The following is a 17,201-nucleotide window of genomic DNA, read 5'->3' as shown; positions in this document are numbered from 1 at the left end:
CGCATCAAACTAAAATATCAGTATAGAGCTCAGAAGCATCTGGCTCTTGATCACTTTGTGCAAAATCTGCCGCATCCGCAACAATTGCACGAACCTCTTTCTCAATAGATTTTAAATCGTCCTCGCTCGCCCAATTTTTTTTAAGAATCCGACTTTTTACTTGATCAATCGGATCGTGTTCCTCTTTTATTTTTTGGACTTCTTCCTTTGAACGATATTTCGCTGGGTCAGACATGGAATGACCACGATAGCGATAGGTTTGCATATCAAGAATGATTGGCCCTTTACCTGAGCGTGCCCAAGAAATTGCTTCATCAGCAGCTCCTTTTACTGATCGAACATCCATACCGTCAACAACAATACCTGGAATTTCAAAAGAAAGACCACGACGGGAAAAATCAGTTTCTGCAGATGCACGTGAAACGGACGTTCCCATAGCATACTGATTGTTTTCAATAATATAAACAACAGGCAGCTTCCAAAGTGAAGCCATATTAAAACTCTCGTAAACCTGCCCCTGATTTGCAGCACCATCACCAAAATAAACCAATGTCACATTATCTTTACCAAGATATTGATTCGAAAATGCCAAGCCTGAACCAATGGGAACCTGCGCCCCAACAATACCATGTCCCCCATAAAAGTTTTTTTCTTTAGAGAACATATGCATCGAGCCACCTTTTCCTTTGGAAAAGCCCCCTTGGCGCCCCGTTAATTCTGCCATAACACCACGCGGACTCATCCCAACCGCTAACATATGTCCATGATCACGGTAAGACGTAATAACCTGATCACCTTCTTTTGCCGCTTTCAATGTTCCAACAACAACGGCTTCTTGCCCAATATAAAGGTGACAAAATCCCCCAATAAGCCCCATACCATAAAGTTGTCCTGCTTTTTCTTCAAAACGGCGAATTAAAAGCATTTCACGATAGGCAACAATTTCTTCCTCTTTTGTAAAATCTGCTATTGGTGCTTTCTTTGTGGTGCTTGATAATGCAGTGCGCGCCACCGACGCAGAATTTTTTTTAAGTCGTTCTGCCATATTAAACTCCCTTTTATGATCGTTTAGGAATAACCTTTACGAACAAAAGTTACAAGCCTTATCAATCAGCTTAAACAATATCATCGGTGATTGTTGTTTAAATTAAGCGATTTTTTATTCACTTTTGGCAGCCTTTACAAGGCGTTAAGATTGTCAATTCATTGGACTTAGAAAAGTTTAAATTTTTTCGGACATATTCATCTAACATGTCCTTTTCGATATGTCCATTGCGTAAAAGAGAAATACGCTTTTCTATGAATAGCCGCTCAGCTTCTATTTTATGAAGCTCCTTTTCTAATTCACTAATATGCTGATTAACTTCACTGCGTGAATACAACCCATACTCACCATGATAAATGTGGTAACTGAAATAGCTTAAGACTCCCACCGTCATAAGAGGCAGTACAAAGCGTACTTTGATTGATCGACGTTTCTGCTTTGTCCACATAAAATAGCACAGTCTTTATAGCACAAATTCCTCAATACCCAGCCCAACTATGCACGATTTTGATTAACACCTCATTACTCAATCTAGAAACGTAAACAATTTTTTATCACCAATTTATCCCCCCTCAAGACAATCAAAGTAAGCTGAATGCCCCACTTTTTGTATTACAAATATTGGATATCCCACTAACTTGTGATTTTACACCCAGCTTTGTCTTTAAAATTTCCTGTTAAAATGACTATAAAATCAATCAATACCCAAGGTGTAATTATAAAAATAATCCCTATAATCCCTAACCCAAAAGTAAATGGTAGACTGATTATACTTAGTATATTTATAAGAAGCATTACAATGCCAGTTCCAACTTTACCAACCATAAAACGATGAATTCCTAGTCCACCTAGAAAAAAACAAACGACAGCTAACGTCACTTTTGATTGCTGTGACTGACCTTCAGTCAAGATAGGGAAAATAGATTTACCGTTATACCCTTCACAGACAAAATCAACCATATCACCAATCTTCGGCGTTTTTTTCTGTCCAATTCCAATCCGCAAATTGATAGCGCTTACCATTATCACCTGAAACGAAATAATTTCCCTGATCCTGACTAATAATCTTACCTTTCATCTTCACCACCTATAAAATTGTTATTCATAAAGAATCTTTTCTTCTAATATGATAACATGTTAAATAAACTTCACAGCATGAATACGATCTGTACTCACAGTGATATATGAAAATTGAAAAAGCTAAAAATTCCCCAACAACCCCAAATTCCCGCAATTATAAGCGGCAATACAAAACACGCTGTTTGATTTGTACGTTTGTTTTTTTCATATGAAATAGTACAGTCTTTTTCAATACTTTTATTTAATATTCAAGACATAGACTAAAGTAATTTACATTATTAAATTAATATATTGATAAATAAAATATTTGTTTATATTATACTTTTGTTGAATTGCTATAACTTGGTAATTTTATTGCCATTTGCATCCCTAAAATACCCAGATAAAATAACTATAAAATCAATAAATGACCACAGTATATTGATAAAAAGTTCTATACCTGTTATATTTAATGAGAAGCATTACGATACCCATTCCAATTTTATCAGCTATGAAGCGGTGAATACTTAACCGTCCCCCAAAACAAATAACTGCCAAAGCTGATCTTAATTGCTCTAATTCTTTTTGACTCAAGAGAGAGAACAGATTTAACAATATTATCTTCATATACAAAATCAACGGTATCCCCTACCTTTGGTGTTTTTTTCTAACCGATTCCAATCCTCAAATTGATAACGCTTATCATCACCTCCCGAAACGAGATACCCCCCTTGATCTTGACCAATAATTTTACCCTTCATCCTTGCCCACCTATAAAGCTACTCCTCATGTGTTATTCATAAAGAGATTATTCTAATTCGATAATATGCGGATTAACCTCACGGTATAAATAAAACGCATAAAAACCATGATAAATGTGTAATTGAAATAGTTAGGCCCCCAATAATCTAATATTTCCCGCTGCTATAAACAGCAACCCAAATTACGCTGTAATTGATTTGCGCTTTTGTTTTACCTATAAAAATAGCACAGTTTTTTCAATATTTTTGTTCAACTGTGCATAGGCTTTTAATATCTTACATTAAAGACATATAATACAATAACGCAGAGCTATTATGAACTTAATATATTGATAAAAATAAAAAGCAGGCTAAATTACCTCCTTTTTATTATAAGATTTTTACAAGTCTGTGATCTGTTTCCCATCTTTATCCGTAAATTTTCCAGCAACAATGAGTATAAAATCAACAATTGCCCAAATACCGGTAATCATCAATCCAAAAACTGATAAAGATAAAACGAGCATTAAAGTACCCGTCCGAACTCTCCCAACCATAAAACGATGAACACCAAAGATACCTGCAACCCAACAAAGAAGTGCAAACATTATCTTTGAGTTCTCTGTACTTGATCTCAACAACGGAAAAACAGAACTGACCACACCGCCTTCATAGACAAAATCAACAGTATCACCAATCCTTGGTGGTTTCTTTCCCAACCAATCCCAAGTCGCAAACTGATAACGCTTACCATCATCACCCGAAACGAGATACATTCCTTGATCTTGAGTAATAATTATACCTCTCATCTTAATCCCTATAAATTTAAATACCTATAAAATTACTGCGCATATGTCTTTGATAAGAAATCTCAATTTCATAATCTAAATAATATCATACTCTCACACTTTGTGCTCACAACTATCAACGATATACATCACCAGCATAACGCGCTTGGGTTCCTAGCATTTCTTCAATACGAATAAGTTGATTGTATTTTGCTAATCTATCCGAACGTGCAAGAGAACCTGTTTTAATTTGTCCACAATTCGTTGCAACCGCAAGATCTGCAATAAAAGAATCCTCTGTTTCGCCTGAACGATGAGATATAATAGCACGATAACCTGCTTTATGTGCCACTTCTACAGCATCAAGTGTCTCACTTAATGTACCAATTTGATTCACTTTTATGAGGATAGAATTACCTACCCCCATTTTAATACCATCACGCAAACGTGCTGAATTTGTTACAAACAAATCATCGCCAACAAGCTGACATTTTTCTCCAATTGTATCCGTGAGTAGCTTCCAACCTTCCCAATCATCCTCTGCCATTCCATCTTCAATTGTAACAATAGGATAACTTTTCACAAGTTGCACTAAATAATCTACCTGTTCTTGGATGTCACGGCATTTCCCCTCACCTTTATAAAAATACGAACCATTTTTATAAAATTCGGTTGAAGCACAGTCTAAACCAATGGCAATCTGCTCCCCTGGTTTATAACCACATGTTATGATAGATTCCATAATAAAATCAATTGCTTGATCAGCACTTTTAAATTGAGGTGCAAAACCACCTTCATCACCAACATTGGTATTATAACCTGCACCCTTTAAACGCTTTTTCAACGCATGAAAAATTTCAGCACCATAACGAATTGCTTCTCTAACGGTAGGCGCTCCTATAGGAATAATCATAAACTCTTGAAAATCAATCAAGTTATCAGCATGAACGCCACCATTAATAATGTTCATCATAGGTGTTGGAAGAATATGCGCTTGTGTCCCCCCAATATAACGATACAAAGGTAAATTTAATGAAGCCGCAGCTGCTTTTGCAACAGCTAATGAAACACCAAGAAGTGCATTGGCACCAAGACGGGCTTTGTTTGGCGTTCCATCCAAAGCAATCATGGCTTGATCAATAGCGATTTGATTTGTTGCATCCCGACCACCAAGTTCTTCAAGAATTTCGCCATTGACTGCAGCAACTGCTTTTTCAACGCCTTTTCCTTGATAGCGCAAACCACCATCACGAAGTTCTACAGCCTCATAGGCTCCCGTTGAGGCTCCCGATGGAACCAAAGCACGACCAAACGCACCATTTTCCAAATGAACATCAACTTCTACCGTTGGATTACCACGGCTATCAAGAACTTCACGTCCAATGATATCGACAATTATAGTCATATGTATTTCCTTATCCGATAAAAGTCGCGATTCATTTCTAACAACCTATTAATGAAATACTTTTTCTTCTCAATTCAGTTTCTTTGACAGATAATCGAATTCCATTAAAGTCTCAAGCAATCTTTGTAAATCATCAATTTTAATCATATTGGGTCCATCAGAAGGCGCATTATCTGGATCTTGATGCGTTTCTAAAAAAATACCTGCAACCCCAACAGAAACAGCCGCACGCGCTAAAACTTCAACAAATTGACGTTGTCCACCAGATGAAGAACCATGCCCCCCCGGCTCTTGAACAGAATGTGTTGCATCAAAAATAACAGGAGCACCCAATGAACGTAAAATAGGCAACGAACGCATATCAGAAACAAGTCGGTTATAACCAAATGACGTGCCTCGCTCACAAAGCATGACATTCGAATTACCACTGTAAACAACCTTTTTTAAAACATTCTCCATGTCCCACGGAGCTAAAAACTGACCTTTTTTAATATTAACAATACAGCTTGTTTTAGCGGCTGCTACCAAAAGATCTGTTTGACGACATAAAAAAGCCGGTATTTGTAAAATATCAACTGTAGAAGAAACAATTGTACATTGTTCTTCCGTATGCACATCAGTTAATATGGGACAATCAAACTCCTTTTTTAAATCAGAAAAAATAGCCATTGCTTTTTCAAGACCAATACCACGTGCCGCACTCAAAGAGGTTCGATTGGCTTTATCGTAACTCGATTTATAAACAAACCCCATACCGACTTGATCGGTAATTGTTTTAATACGACCAGCCATTTCAAAAGCATGATCTCGACTTTCCATCTGACACGGACCCGCAATTAATGAAAGAGGCATTTCATTTGAAAAAATAATATTTCCAACTTTCACAGTGGCATTTGGTTTAGACATTTTATTCCTCAAAAGCAAAGTAGCCAAATTTATATATTAAACTAATCGACTTTGTTCTACAGCGGCTTCAATAAAAGAAGAAAAAAGCGGATGTGGATCAAAAGGACGTGATTTTAATTCTGGATGGTATTGAACACCAATGAACCATGGATGATCTACATACTCTATCGTTTCTGGTAAAATACCATCAGGAGACATACCAGAAAAAATCAAACCACACTGTTCTAACTTATCCTTATAATCGATATTGACCTCATAACGATGACGATGCCGCTCGACAATCTTTGTCATCCCATAAATTTTGGCAATATGACTCCCTTCTTTTAATTCAGCCACAAAGGCACCAAGACGCATCGAACCGCCGAGGTCACCATTTCTTGTACGTTTTTCAAGAACATCGCCTTTGAGCCATTCTGTCATTAAACCTACAATTGGATTTTCTGTTTCGCAAAATTCACTTGATGAAGCATTCTCAATCTGTGCAATATTACGCGCAGCTTCTATACAAGCTAATTGCATTCCAAAACAAATCCCTAAAAATGGAACTTTACGCTCTCGTGCAAATCGAATTGCTCGAATCTTCCCTTCAGACCCTCGTGCACCAAAAGCACCTGGAACCAAAATGCCATGGGCTTTTTGTAAAGCTGAGACAGAATCTTCTTTTTCAAAAAGTTCCGAATCAATCCACTCAATATTAACCTTCACTTTATTCGCTAAACCACCATGCGCAATCGCTTCGATAAGGGATTTATAAGCATCCTTTAAGCCCGTATATTTTCCTACAACAGCAATCGTAACTTCTCCTTCAGGATGATGAATGCGATGCGTAATATCTTTCCAACGATCCATCTGAGGAGAAAGTGCCGAATCGATTCCAAAAGCGCAAAGAACTTCAGAGTCTAAACCCTCCTTATGATATGCCATAGGAACATCATAAATTGTTGGCACATCTAATGCCTGAATAACTGCATTGGAGCGAACATTGCAAAAAAGTGATAATTTGTACCGCTCTGTTTCTGGAATAGATCGATCTGCACGCACAAGCAAAATATCAGGAGAAATACCAATTGATTGTAATTCTTTGACAGAATGTTGTGTTGGTTTCGTTTTTAATTCACCTGCAGAAGGAATATAAGGCATTAAGGTGAGATGGACATAAACGACATTTTGTCTCGGTAGATCATTACGAAGCTGACGAATCGCTTCTAGAAAAGGCATTGCTTCAATATCACCAACCGTCCCACCTATTTCACACAAAACAAAATCAAATTCTTCATTTCCCGTCGTAATGAATCTCTTAATTTCATCCGTAACATGAGGAATAACTTGGACTGTTGCCCCTAAATAATCACCACGCCGCTCTCGTTCAATAATATTGCGATAAATACGCCCTGTCGTAATATTATCTTGGCTATTTGCAGAACGTCCAGTAAAACGCTCATAATGACCAAGATCAAGATCCGTTTCTGCACCATCATCGGTTACAAATACTTCACCATGTTGATAAGGTGACATTGTACCTGGATCAACATTTAAATAAGGATCAAGTTTGCGAAGCCGTACACGATAGCCACGAGCCTGTAATAACGCTGCTAACGCCGCCGCTGCGACACCTTTTCCAAGGGAAGAAACCACACCACCAGTAATAAAAACATAACGTGCCATGGGCTTATGGTGATAAGCAATTTATAATGATTTTTCCAGCAAAAAATGCAAAAAGAAACAATTTTTCTTCTCAAATAAAAAAGGTGAAAAAATCACCTCTGTAAAAAGTCTATATTTTCTTAAAAAACTATTTTGTAGTGTTATCCGGAACTGTATTTTCAAGAACCGGTGGAACTGGGCTTTCTGCTTCAGGATTTGTGGACTGTTTTTGTTCCTGCGGGGAATGCGAAGGACCTCCTAGCTGTTCAAGAATAGAAGGAGAAGACTCACTATCTAATGATGGGACTGATTCTGAGTCTTTATGGGTAGAATTTTGCTCTGTATTAACCGGTATACGCTTTAAAATATCAGAACTAGAATTGGATATATTTCCCACCACAGTAAGTCCAATGGACACAACAAAAAAACAACATGCTAAAATAGCAGTCAAACGTGTTAAAGGATTGCGAGATCCACGGGCTTTCATCAACCCTGAGTTATTACTCACACCGAGCCCACCACCTTCTGAAGGTTGGATTAATATAACGCCAACCAAAGTAATCACAATCAATAAATGAATAACAATAAGTACTGTTTGCATAAACCCTGCTCTTCAAATAACTCTTTCATGGTTATTTACACATAAATAACACACAATCCAAGGGGTAACTCAAATTTCTCCGCTATAATTTACGATAAACATCGCAAATAGTTAAAAAATCAATCGCTTTTAAACTTGCTCCACCTATCAAAGCACCATTAACATGAGCAATGCTTAAAAGCTCAAATGCATTAGATGGTTTTACTGATCCACCATAAAGAAGGCGCATATTATTCCCTTCCTCCCCAAAACGAGAGCACATCTCATCACGAATGAAATGATGCACTTTTGCAATATCTTCTACAGTTGCTGTATTGCCGGTGCCTATCGCCCAAACAGGTTCATAAGCGATAATGATATTCTCTGCTGTTGCATCATCTGGTAAAGATCCCTCAAGCTGCTGTGCGAGAACATCCAGCACTTTATTATTGTTGCGTTCTTCCAATGTTTCACCAATACATACAAGAGCCACAAGCCCTGCTCGCCACGCTGCTTGCACTTTGGCGCAAACAATAGCATCATTTTCCTGATACACTGTACGACGTTCTGAATGCCCGATAATAACATGACTTGCTCCCGCTTCTTTAAGCATAAAAGCTGAAATATCTCCAGTATAAGGGCCATAATCATCAAAGTGACAATTTTGTCCTCCTAAAAGGAGATTTTCACCATCCAGCGTATCAGAAGCACGCGATAAAAGCGTTGCTGGAACACAAATTAAAGCTTCAAACAAATGACCTAGATCAGAGCTAACGCCTGTAGCAATAGCACGCAACTCTCCAAGCGATTCACTCGTTCCATTCATTTTCCAATTTCCAGCAAGAAAAGGCCGAATATTTGGAGACATATTTTCACCTCAAGAGCTATTATAATATATTATTATCTGTAAGTACCAAATTATAAAGTGAAAGCAAATCTTTAAAGCTTGCATCTTTCGTGTCTTTGTTGCAAATTCCGTTACTGCTTTGATAATAACTCATGTTAAAAGTGGAATTAAACAATGCTTGACATCGTAAGAAATGCTGCAAATTCTTGGATTGCCAGAATTTTCCTTGCTATTTTACTCTTATGCTTCATTCTTTTATGGGGGATACCACAGTTACACACCAAAAATGAAAGAGGCCTTATTACTTCTGGAAAATCCACAGTAACTGTCGATGATTATCGTCTCGCTCTTGCCGATCAAAGCGCACGTTTAGCATATGCCGCTCATCTTGGACGAATGTTTACGCCAAATGAAATGCAGCAATACCAAATTCCCGCTTTTGTGTTTAATCAATTACAACAAAATACACTGCTTGATGAACAAGCCCGTAAAATGAAAATAAGTCTTTCAAAAGATACAATAGCGCGTATGATTGGAACTGATAATATGTTCCAAATAAATGGCACTTTTGATAAAAATTTATTTTATAACTATCTTCAGCATTTACGTATCAGTGAAAGTGCTTTTCTTAATTATTACACCAGAAAAGAAAAGCGTAACCAAATTATTTCAGCTTTATTCTCTGATATGAAAGCACCAGATCTCTTCTATAAAGCACTTGCTCTTTATCAAGGAGAAATGCGTATCGCAGATTATCTCATTATTGATCTAAAAGAAAAGGAAATAACGGCTGATCCTGATCACGAAACACTGCAAAAGTGGTTTGAAACACATCAAAGTGAATTTCGTACTCCAGAATACCGCACTGTCTCTTTATTATCTATGGAACTTAATGATTTCGTAAAACCTAAAGATATCCCAACAGATGAGGCAAAAGCTTATTATACCCAAAATGCTTCACGTTTTGTAACCCCTGAAAAACGCACATTTGAAGAACTGCGATTCCCCACACGTGAAGAAGCCGATAATGCAGCAAAAAAAATAGCCGATGGATTGAGTTTTGATGAACTGGTAAAAGCTGGAAAAAAGACTCTTAATGACATACAAAAAGGGCCTCTCGCAGAAAATGAACTTCCTAGCCATCTAGCATCCGAAATTTTTGAACTCCAACAAGGGCAAGTCAGTGCTGTAATCAATGACTTACAGGGACCTGTTATCATTCGCGTCACACATATTGAACCCTCAAGCTCTCTTCCTTTTGAAAGTGTAGAAGAAAATATTCGCCAAATACTTGCCAAAAATCGTGCTATGGATGATATCCGTAACAATTATGTAGCCATTGAAAATGCTCGTTTTGAGGGTGCTTCTCTCAAAGAGTTAGCTGACCAATACAAGTTATCTTTGCGCACAATTACCATTGATAAAACGGGAAAAACGCTTGAAGGTGCAATACTCACGGATTTACCTCAAAAAGATATTTTACTGAATGCCATCTATCAATCAAACGAAGGTGTCGATCTTGATCCTCTCTCTTTTCAAAATGGTGGGTATCTCTGGTATAAGGTCGATAAAATTATTCCTGCCCGCGATAAGACACTTGAAGAGGCTAAGCTAGATGTTCTTTCTCAATGGAAAAATGAGGAAATCCAACGTCTTCTTGATGAAAAAGCCCAAAATGCTCTCAAACAGCTCACGGAAGGAAAAAGTCTTGTTGCTCTTGCTCATACCCTTGGTGTTACAAAACAAACAACACAAGCCCTCCGGCGTCAAGATTCATCTGAAGTCCTTGGTGATGAAGGTGTTAAGGCCTTGTTTTCTGGTCCCAAAGGTCATTATGGTATCATAAAAGGACCGGTTGCAACAAACCGTATCATTTATCAAATAAAGACTGTAACAATGCCTAAAGACAGCACTCCTCATACTCTTTCATCTGATATTCGTGCCAATATAGATATGATGATACGAGAAGATCTTAAGCTAGAAATGCTCCAAGTTGCCAATAAAGAACATCCTTTGGAAATTAATAGCACGAATTATAATCAGATCTTTAACGCTCTCCAATAAAAAGGGTGTGCATAATTTAAAGGGCTTATTTGATAAAGTGTCTATCGCTCTTCGTTTATCATTAAAGAGGTGAGATAGATCTTTTATTTGCTTATATCTTAGAAGCATCATTTGTATAATGATTAATTTTCTCGCAAATCAGTACATGTATAGATTTGCGAAAAAATGCTAAATGGAATGTAGAATTGTTTTTTCAACGCATGAAGAAATATTACCCATCCAAAGGCTGTAAATGTTGTCGCTAATTAAGCTATATATCCCTCCTGTCATTTATTGACAATGAACTGATTTATAATGATAATTTACTATTTTGTATATTGAATGAGAGTCCCGAATATTGTAAGATTCTCTCATTTCAAATCTGTGTATATTGAATCAATTAAAACCACTTGCTTGCATATAAAAGCGAGATGCGTGTGTGGATAGAAATTGTTAAAAAAGGACTGAAAGTAGCTCTTATGAACCGTCTTAAGGCCAAGAGCTGTAGCCCCCCAAGCTGGCAAATATAATGATGGCGCCGGCTTTCTTCTCCATAAGCATAAAAATGGAGGGACTCGATAGATTTACTATTATACCATCGACAGCTCATCGACTGCTACTCTTAATATTCATTCATAAGAAGCCTATTGCTTCTTCTTAAATAACTTTCATTGATATACTCGTCTTATGATATATATATAAAATATTTTTAAAATTCATTATAAAAGTAATTTAAAATGAAGAAATCCTTTTCTATTCAAGGTTCTCATTCAATATGAGAAAAAAATGAGCTCTCAATCAATATGTTCGCATATCACAATAATTATCAATTATAGCTTCATACTTTCTCAAAAATTAGAGTTTTTTCTAGAGACTTAATAGGCTGTTAAGATAACTTTTCTCAATAATAAAATAGAAATTGTATTTCATTTATAAATGAGATGCGACCAATACATTCAGACTACTCAATATCAAAAGTTCTTCATCAAACGAACGAATGTATTAAACTTTATCTCATGTTTTTCCTTCTCTGCATCTCCCCTATCCAATACACGAATAAAATATATTACTTGATGAGAAAATATACTGTTTTTTCAAGATCATAAAATTTCTTATTCTTTTGCACTCATAGCCACCAACACATCACCATTTCTTGATAATAAAGAAATGATTTTAAAGCACCATATCTCCTTCTTTCTTCAATACGAAAAAATCGATTTAATTTCGACGTGACAATGTTCTTTTACAATATTTTTGGAAAATTACCACTTATTGCTGTCCTTGTTATCAACCAATAGCGATGTATCAATGGCAAAGTTGCATTTTCTTGAAAAATTGCAGCCCCCAGCTGAAGAGCTTTTTGAAGAGAAGCCGGTATAATTACCAATGGAAGAAATGCTGGCTTAAAAGCTCTAGGTAAAACACGAGAATACGTGTAAAATTTGCTATAATGATCGCGTGATAATGCTACCATAGCTTCAACAATGCAGCCCTTTTGTTTATCACTGAAACGATGAGATTCTAAATCTTCCCTCTCCCCCCCTACAGCCTTCAACATATCAGTAGGTAAATAATAGTGATATCGTGATTGCATGAATGATAAAAGGCGTAATACACCGCTTAATCCTTGAGCAATCCCTCCATGTTCATAGATATCTGTAAAATCTTGTGCAGCATCAGGATCTAATATCTGACAAGAAAGCTGTAAAATGATGCTTGCTGTCTCACCATAATAATGCTCGAGCTCATGAAGCGTTTCTATTGGATTGTGATAAAGATCTAAAATTTGTGCATCACAATAACGTAAAAAAGCGGTCTTAGGTAAATTAAAAAGAGTCATTGCTGTCAATAGATCAGTCAAAATCGGATTATTTCCACTCGTTTGCATTTCACCATGAACGATAGAATCATACCACCAACGTAACCGTATTTCTCCTATGCGTGGGTCATGTACATTTTCGCGAATACGAGAAACTTCAGCATTAAATGCGTAAAGAGCAGCCAATGCTTTGCGCTTTTTTTTAGGCGCAAATAAAACCGATATATAGCGGTCACGATCTATGGTACGTAAAATATCAAGACAATAAGGAAGAGAACCTATCATGCTATGAACCTATTAACGTTCCTTCTTTAGCAATTAAATTAATATTCTTTTTTATTCATATTAAAAAATAAGAGAGTAAGAAAACACAGCTTAGAAAATAAGATTTTTAAATGTGTCTCTTAATGTATTATAAGTTAAGGATTCTTTTCTAAGTACTTTTCTTAACCGCACCAAACATCCAAACTATTTTATTTTTTTAAAAGTTGGCTTTGCACTAAAATAGTACCACCCTATGAGAGAGAGTATTCTCAAAAGCATAATAAAATCAAGAAACTGGATTTGTTTTTACCTTTTTCTCTGCAGAATCAATTACACCACGCCAATACGTTTAACAACAGACTTTCTACTATAAAATATAATGGATATTTTTAGAATAAAAATTAATAAATAAAGCAACCCTCACGAAAGCTTATTATTCGCCCTTATATTTTCACTAAAATAAAAAACAGGTAATAAGCATCTTAAAGCATATAATTTAAAATGCAGCAGATCTTATCTGTATGGCATTTTACATATAACTGAGAAAATATTTTATCTTTCAAATTTAGAGTATCTAAGATATCACGTGCAAAGAATGAAACAAAAGATTTGAAGACACTACTATACTATTTAAAGACTATACTATTTAAAGGTTTTAGAATCTATATGCCAGCATCTATTCATTCTAATTCAAGAACGATCGGGTTTGTACCGGCAATAATATCGGCTCCAACACCATGAATGCTGCCTTTGTGGGCATGCATGTTAACAGCGCGTCCGCCCTTCTATTGTTGTGGTCATAGCGGTGGAACCTTGAGAAGAAGCTTCTGCTTTCTCAGTTTCAAAGCCCACTGCCATACTGCCAGATGCACCAGCCTCGGTCAAACCACTTAACGTATCCTGTGGATTGCCCCACGACTTTGGCTTCAAAATGCGCATCCCCCGTAATGGACCCCTCACCTGCCTTATTGTAGATTATCTTAACCACCAAATTTAAAAGGCTCTCTGCGTGGATAAAGAAGTAGACGGCTTTGATCCCCTACTTCATTCGTGATTTTATCCAACGACCTTTTAACGATGGGGAGGACGCTTTGGTGATCGCTTTTGTAAAGCTTTTTGCTTTTGCTGACGTTTTCTTTCATCCTCAAAATGCGTTAGTAAAGCCCGTTCCTGTTTCGTTTTGTTGGTCACACCAAAGGTGTCATTGTCCATAAATTGCTGATATCCTGCTATCATTAAATTGCTTAGGAATGAGCCACTTTTGGGAGGTTGTGTAAAATAGATCCCTTTTGAATCTTGCAATTTATATCGGAAACCTGCTTTTTTCATGCACTCATAAACTGAGGCAAATTCACTCGCATACGAATTCATATCACTAGAAGAAGCATAAACCGGTTTCCAGCCACATTTTGATAAGGATTGTTGGATCATCGCTTTATCGACACCTGGTTTTTCCCATAATGCTAAAGTTGATGGAGGAGGTTGGTTAACACATCCAGCTGTATTTAAGAGAGCTATGCAACTCAATAGTTTTAAGATTTTCTTCATTATTCCCCTCTTTTAATGGATTTATTGACAATAAACAGCTCATAAGCTTGTTGATATTTCCTGTCACCGCTTCATTAAAACAACGGTGAACAATATTGAAATGTTGGATTGAGGGAACAGTCCCGCCATTCCAAGAGAAGGCAAGGATGGCGGATTGTTGATCATCACTAGCAAGACTTAAGGTTTGCATTCAGGTGCATTTTTATATTTTTTACAAAAAGGGCTGTTTAAGCGCTTCTTGACACTGGGCCTCGGGATCACAGCACCTGGACGACAAATGGGCAAGTTTTTCTCTTTAAAAGTATAACATGGCCCTCCCGCTCTTGCTACCTCTTCATCTTTATAGCGAAACCCTGATTGAAGCATGCAAGCATAAATTGTTGCTTTTGCATTGATGCTCTGCTTTCTATTTTCTGGAAATACATCATAAGGCGTTGGCATACCACATTCTAATAATGCTTTTCCTATTTCAGTAAAATCTGCTCCTGGCTTCTCCCAAGCAGTCAAGTATCCTGAAGGAGGCTTATTAAACTGACATCCAGCGATACTGAATAGAGTTACAGCACTTAATAATTTTACGATGTGTTTCATTTTTTACTCCATTATTTAATTCAAGGTTTTTGTTCACGATGAGATGTGCCATAGCGCCATGTACACTTATCACTCGCATCTCCAAGGCAAGTATGGGAGCTTATGGGATTCATGACCACTCTCCACCATTCTTTCCACATGTTACTACCAGCAGGGAGTGTCCCGTAGGTATAGCCATTGCCACCAATAATTCTGCTTACAAAGTCATATCTATTCCCATCAAAACCAACAATGGTTTGTTTGCTATCACTCACATACCCTAACAGACCGGATGCAACTAAAACATTAAAGGCTGGTCCATAGAGATTGATAGTCGTGTTTTCGTTGGCTATACCGTGAACACCTTCTTGTTTGAAAGAATTCAGCATATTCCCCAATGTCATTGTCCCGCGACTATGTCCATAAAGTTCTAACCCTGTAAGACCATAGCTATACATCAAATCTTTTGCTTCTTGTGTTGAATTGGTCAAACCCCAAAAGTTATTTTCCATAAACTTCTGATAGCCCGCGACTAGAAGTTCTGAGATAGCAGAATCGGCTTCTGGGAACACAACAAAATAAAGCGGTTCATTTTTATTTTCTGCATGTTGCTCTGCATAAACAGCGGCTTCCTCTGGTGGAGTAAAGATGCCATTAAAGGACACATGCACCTTGCCATCAGCACCCTCTTGTAAATGCTGCTTTTCTTCATCCGTTAAATAATGTGCGTGAGGTATTGGTTGTCCACGAGCGTCTGTGATATACTGTCCATTTGCATCTATTTCATAGATTATATTACCCTTTTCATCACGGTCGACCACGGCAATGGGGTGCTCTTTGATAAACATGGTTTTATAGGAGTCATCGCTGTATTTAAACCCTTCTTCTAAGAGTTGAGTTGCCATTTCGCGATTTTCATGGACGATTTGTTCCAGCTTGCCTACATCGAGCTGTTGTACACCCTTATGGGCGCTAGCAGTATCCCGATTAAGGGAGGCTATGGCTTGTTCCACATCTTGTCCTGTTAATGCCTTCTGCCCTGCTTCATCAGTAATGACAATGGTGCCATTGCTGATAGCAGATTTGGTATATCCTTCCTCTGAATCTTTAGCTTTTGAATGATCTAAGACATTTTTAGCAATGTTTTTCCCGACACCATATTTGCCCTGATACATCGGACCACCCGCCGAAATGCTTAAACCTTGGCTGCTAGCTTGAGCATGCGCACTGTTGCTGATATCACTGGTGCTAATGCTTCCTGTGGTCAGGCTGTTTTTATCTGCCAGCGCGGTGCTGGCAATAAGCCCCCCAGTTAGGGTCGTTTTATCTTTAACGTTGATCTTAAAACCACCATCACCCGCTTTGATGCCTGATTGTTCCACAACACTATGATAATCACTAGAGGATTTATCCTTGTTCAAGGAAATATTGGTTGTGGCTGTACCATCCTTTTCTCGGCTATTATAACCAATGGAAACAGAGTTTTGCTTGCTGGAACTTTGTCCCGTATCACTGCGGCTGGTAATGGCAAAATCACCCCCTACTTCCATTTCTACACGCTCTCCAGAAACCACGGCGCCTGCCAATGTGGTGTTTGCACCACTCGTTGTGTGAACTGTGCCGGTGCCAATAATATGGCTGTTCTTCTGGTGAACCTCCTCACTGGAACCCTTGCCTTTACCAAAAGAAGCATTCCCCATCCACCCTGTACCACCGGTACCATAACTATACCCAACATTCATTGAAGCGCTTTGCGTGTGGTTTTCTGTGCTTTGCGTGTTTTGCGCACTTTCAAAGATGATATCTTTACCTGCTTCCATGGTGATATTCCCGCTCTGTTCATCATTGCTTTGTATCGGGTTTGTACCGGCAATAATATCGGCTCCAACACCATGGATGCTGCCTTTGTGGGCTTGCATATTAACAGCGCGTCCTGCTTCTAT

14 protein-coding genes and 2 pseudogenes are annotated in these 17,201 nt (G+C 37.6%); 1 reads left to right on the top strand and 15 read right to left on the bottom strand.

The genetic code is table 11. The annotated features are described in order from the left end of the window. Window positions 1–4: 4 nt before the first annotated feature. The 10 genes and pseudogenes from pdhA to tpiA form a co-directional block, all read right to left on the bottom strand. Entirely contained in the window at window positions 5–1,045 is a 1,041-nt protein-coding gene (gene pdhA / locus ACFINC_RS07765; protein ID WP_375616826.1) for a pyruvate dehydrogenase (acetyl-transferring) E1 component subunit alpha, read from the bottom strand. A 118-nt stretch (window positions 1,046–1,163) separates the two neighbouring features. Next, window positions 1,164–1,493, bottom strand: coding sequence for a septum formation initiator family protein (locus tag ACFINC_RS07760; protein ID WP_375616825.1), 330 nt, complete (start codon window positions 1,491–1,493; stop codon window positions 1,164–1,166). A gap of 185 nt (window positions 1,494–1,678) precedes the next feature. Beyond that, window positions 1,679–2,123: pseudogene (locus tag ACFINC_RS07755) on the bottom strand (TM2 domain-containing protein). Window positions 2,124–2,739: 616 nt separating this feature from the next. Further along, window positions 2,740–2,865: a hypothetical protein gene (locus tag ACFINC_RS07750; protein ID WP_375616824.1), complete on the bottom strand. Its 126-nt coding sequence runs from the start codon at window positions 2,863–2,865 to the stop codon at window positions 2,740–2,742. 380 nt (window positions 2,866–3,245) lie between these two features. After that, window positions 3,246–3,653 carry an NINE protein gene (locus ACFINC_RS07745; RefSeq protein WP_375616823.1) on the bottom strand — a complete coding sequence of 136 codons (408 nt, stop codon included), beginning with the start codon at window positions 3,651–3,653 and terminating at the stop codon, window positions 3,246–3,248. A 115-nt stretch (window positions 3,654–3,768) separates the two neighbouring features. Next, on the bottom strand, window positions 3,769–5,037 hold the full coding sequence (eno, locus tag ACFINC_RS07740) for a phosphopyruvate hydratase (protein ID WP_375616822.1): 1,269 nt from the start codon (window positions 5,035–5,037) through the stop codon (window positions 3,769–3,771). A gap of 69 nt (window positions 5,038–5,106) precedes the next feature. After that, window positions 5,107–5,943: a 3-deoxy-8-phosphooctulonate synthase gene (kdsA, locus tag ACFINC_RS07735; RefSeq protein WP_375616821.1), complete on the bottom strand. Its 837-nt coding sequence runs from the start codon at window positions 5,941–5,943 to the stop codon at window positions 5,107–5,109. A 36-nt stretch (window positions 5,944–5,979) separates the two neighbouring features. Beyond that, window positions 5,980–7,608: a CTP synthase gene (locus tag ACFINC_RS07730; protein WP_375616820.1), complete on the bottom strand. Its 1,629-nt coding sequence runs from the start codon at window positions 7,606–7,608 to the stop codon at window positions 5,980–5,982. A gap of 127 nt (window positions 7,609–7,735) precedes the next feature. Beyond that, entirely contained in the window at window positions 7,736–8,188 is a 453-nt protein-coding gene (secG, locus tag ACFINC_RS07725; RefSeq protein ID WP_375616819.1) for a preprotein translocase subunit SecG, read from the bottom strand. 82 nt (window positions 8,189–8,270) lie between these two features. Then, a complete protein-coding gene (gene tpiA, locus ACFINC_RS07720) occupies window positions 8,271–9,035 on the bottom strand; it encodes a triose-phosphate isomerase (RefSeq protein ID WP_375606259.1) in 765 nt (254 codons plus the stop codon). A gap of 153 nt (window positions 9,036–9,188) precedes the next feature. Between tpiA and ACFINC_RS07715 the strand changes: the two genes are divergently transcribed. After that, a complete protein-coding gene (locus tag ACFINC_RS07715; RefSeq protein WP_375616818.1) occupies window positions 9,189–11,078 on the top strand; it encodes a peptidyl-prolyl cis-trans isomerase in 1,890 nt (629 codons plus the stop codon). Between the two features lie 1,222 nt (window positions 11,079–12,300). Here ACFINC_RS07715 and ACFINC_RS07710 read toward each other — a convergent pair. The 5 genes and pseudogenes from ACFINC_RS07710 to ACFINC_RS07690 form a co-directional block, all read right to left on the bottom strand. Next, window positions 12,301–13,161 carry a phytoene/squalene synthase family protein gene (locus ACFINC_RS07710; protein WP_375616817.1) on the bottom strand — a complete coding sequence of 287 codons (861 nt, stop codon included), beginning with the start codon at window positions 13,159–13,161 and terminating at the stop codon, window positions 12,301–12,303. A 677-nt stretch (window positions 13,162–13,838) separates the two neighbouring features. After that, window positions 13,839–14,016 (bottom strand): annotated as a pseudogene (locus tag ACFINC_RS07705) (hemagglutinin repeat-containing protein); the annotation flags it as partial. 195 nt (window positions 14,017–14,211) lie between these two features. Then, the gene (locus ACFINC_RS07700; protein WP_375616816.1) at window positions 14,212–14,688 is read right to left on the bottom strand and encodes a hypothetical protein; all 477 of its coding nucleotides are present in this window, start codon (window positions 14,686–14,688) and stop codon (window positions 14,212–14,214) included. Between the two features lie 177 nt (window positions 14,689–14,865). Further along, window positions 14,866–15,279, bottom strand: coding sequence for a hypothetical protein (locus tag ACFINC_RS07695; RefSeq protein WP_375616815.1), 414 nt, complete (start codon window positions 15,277–15,279; stop codon window positions 14,866–14,868). Window positions 15,280–15,299: 20 nt separating this feature from the next. Further along, window positions 15,300–17,201: hemagglutinin repeat-containing protein (locus ACFINC_RS07690; protein ID WP_375616814.1), on the bottom strand; the 1,902-nt coding region annotated here is incomplete at its 5' end.

It is taken from the genome of Bartonella sp. AP58NXGY, from assembly GCF_042195785.1.
Taxonomy (GTDB): domain Bacteria; phylum Pseudomonadota; class Alphaproteobacteria; order Rhizobiales; family Rhizobiaceae; genus Bartonella.
Note: the sequence above shows the minus strand (reverse complement) of the source record. Positions and strands in the feature narration are given on the sequence as shown.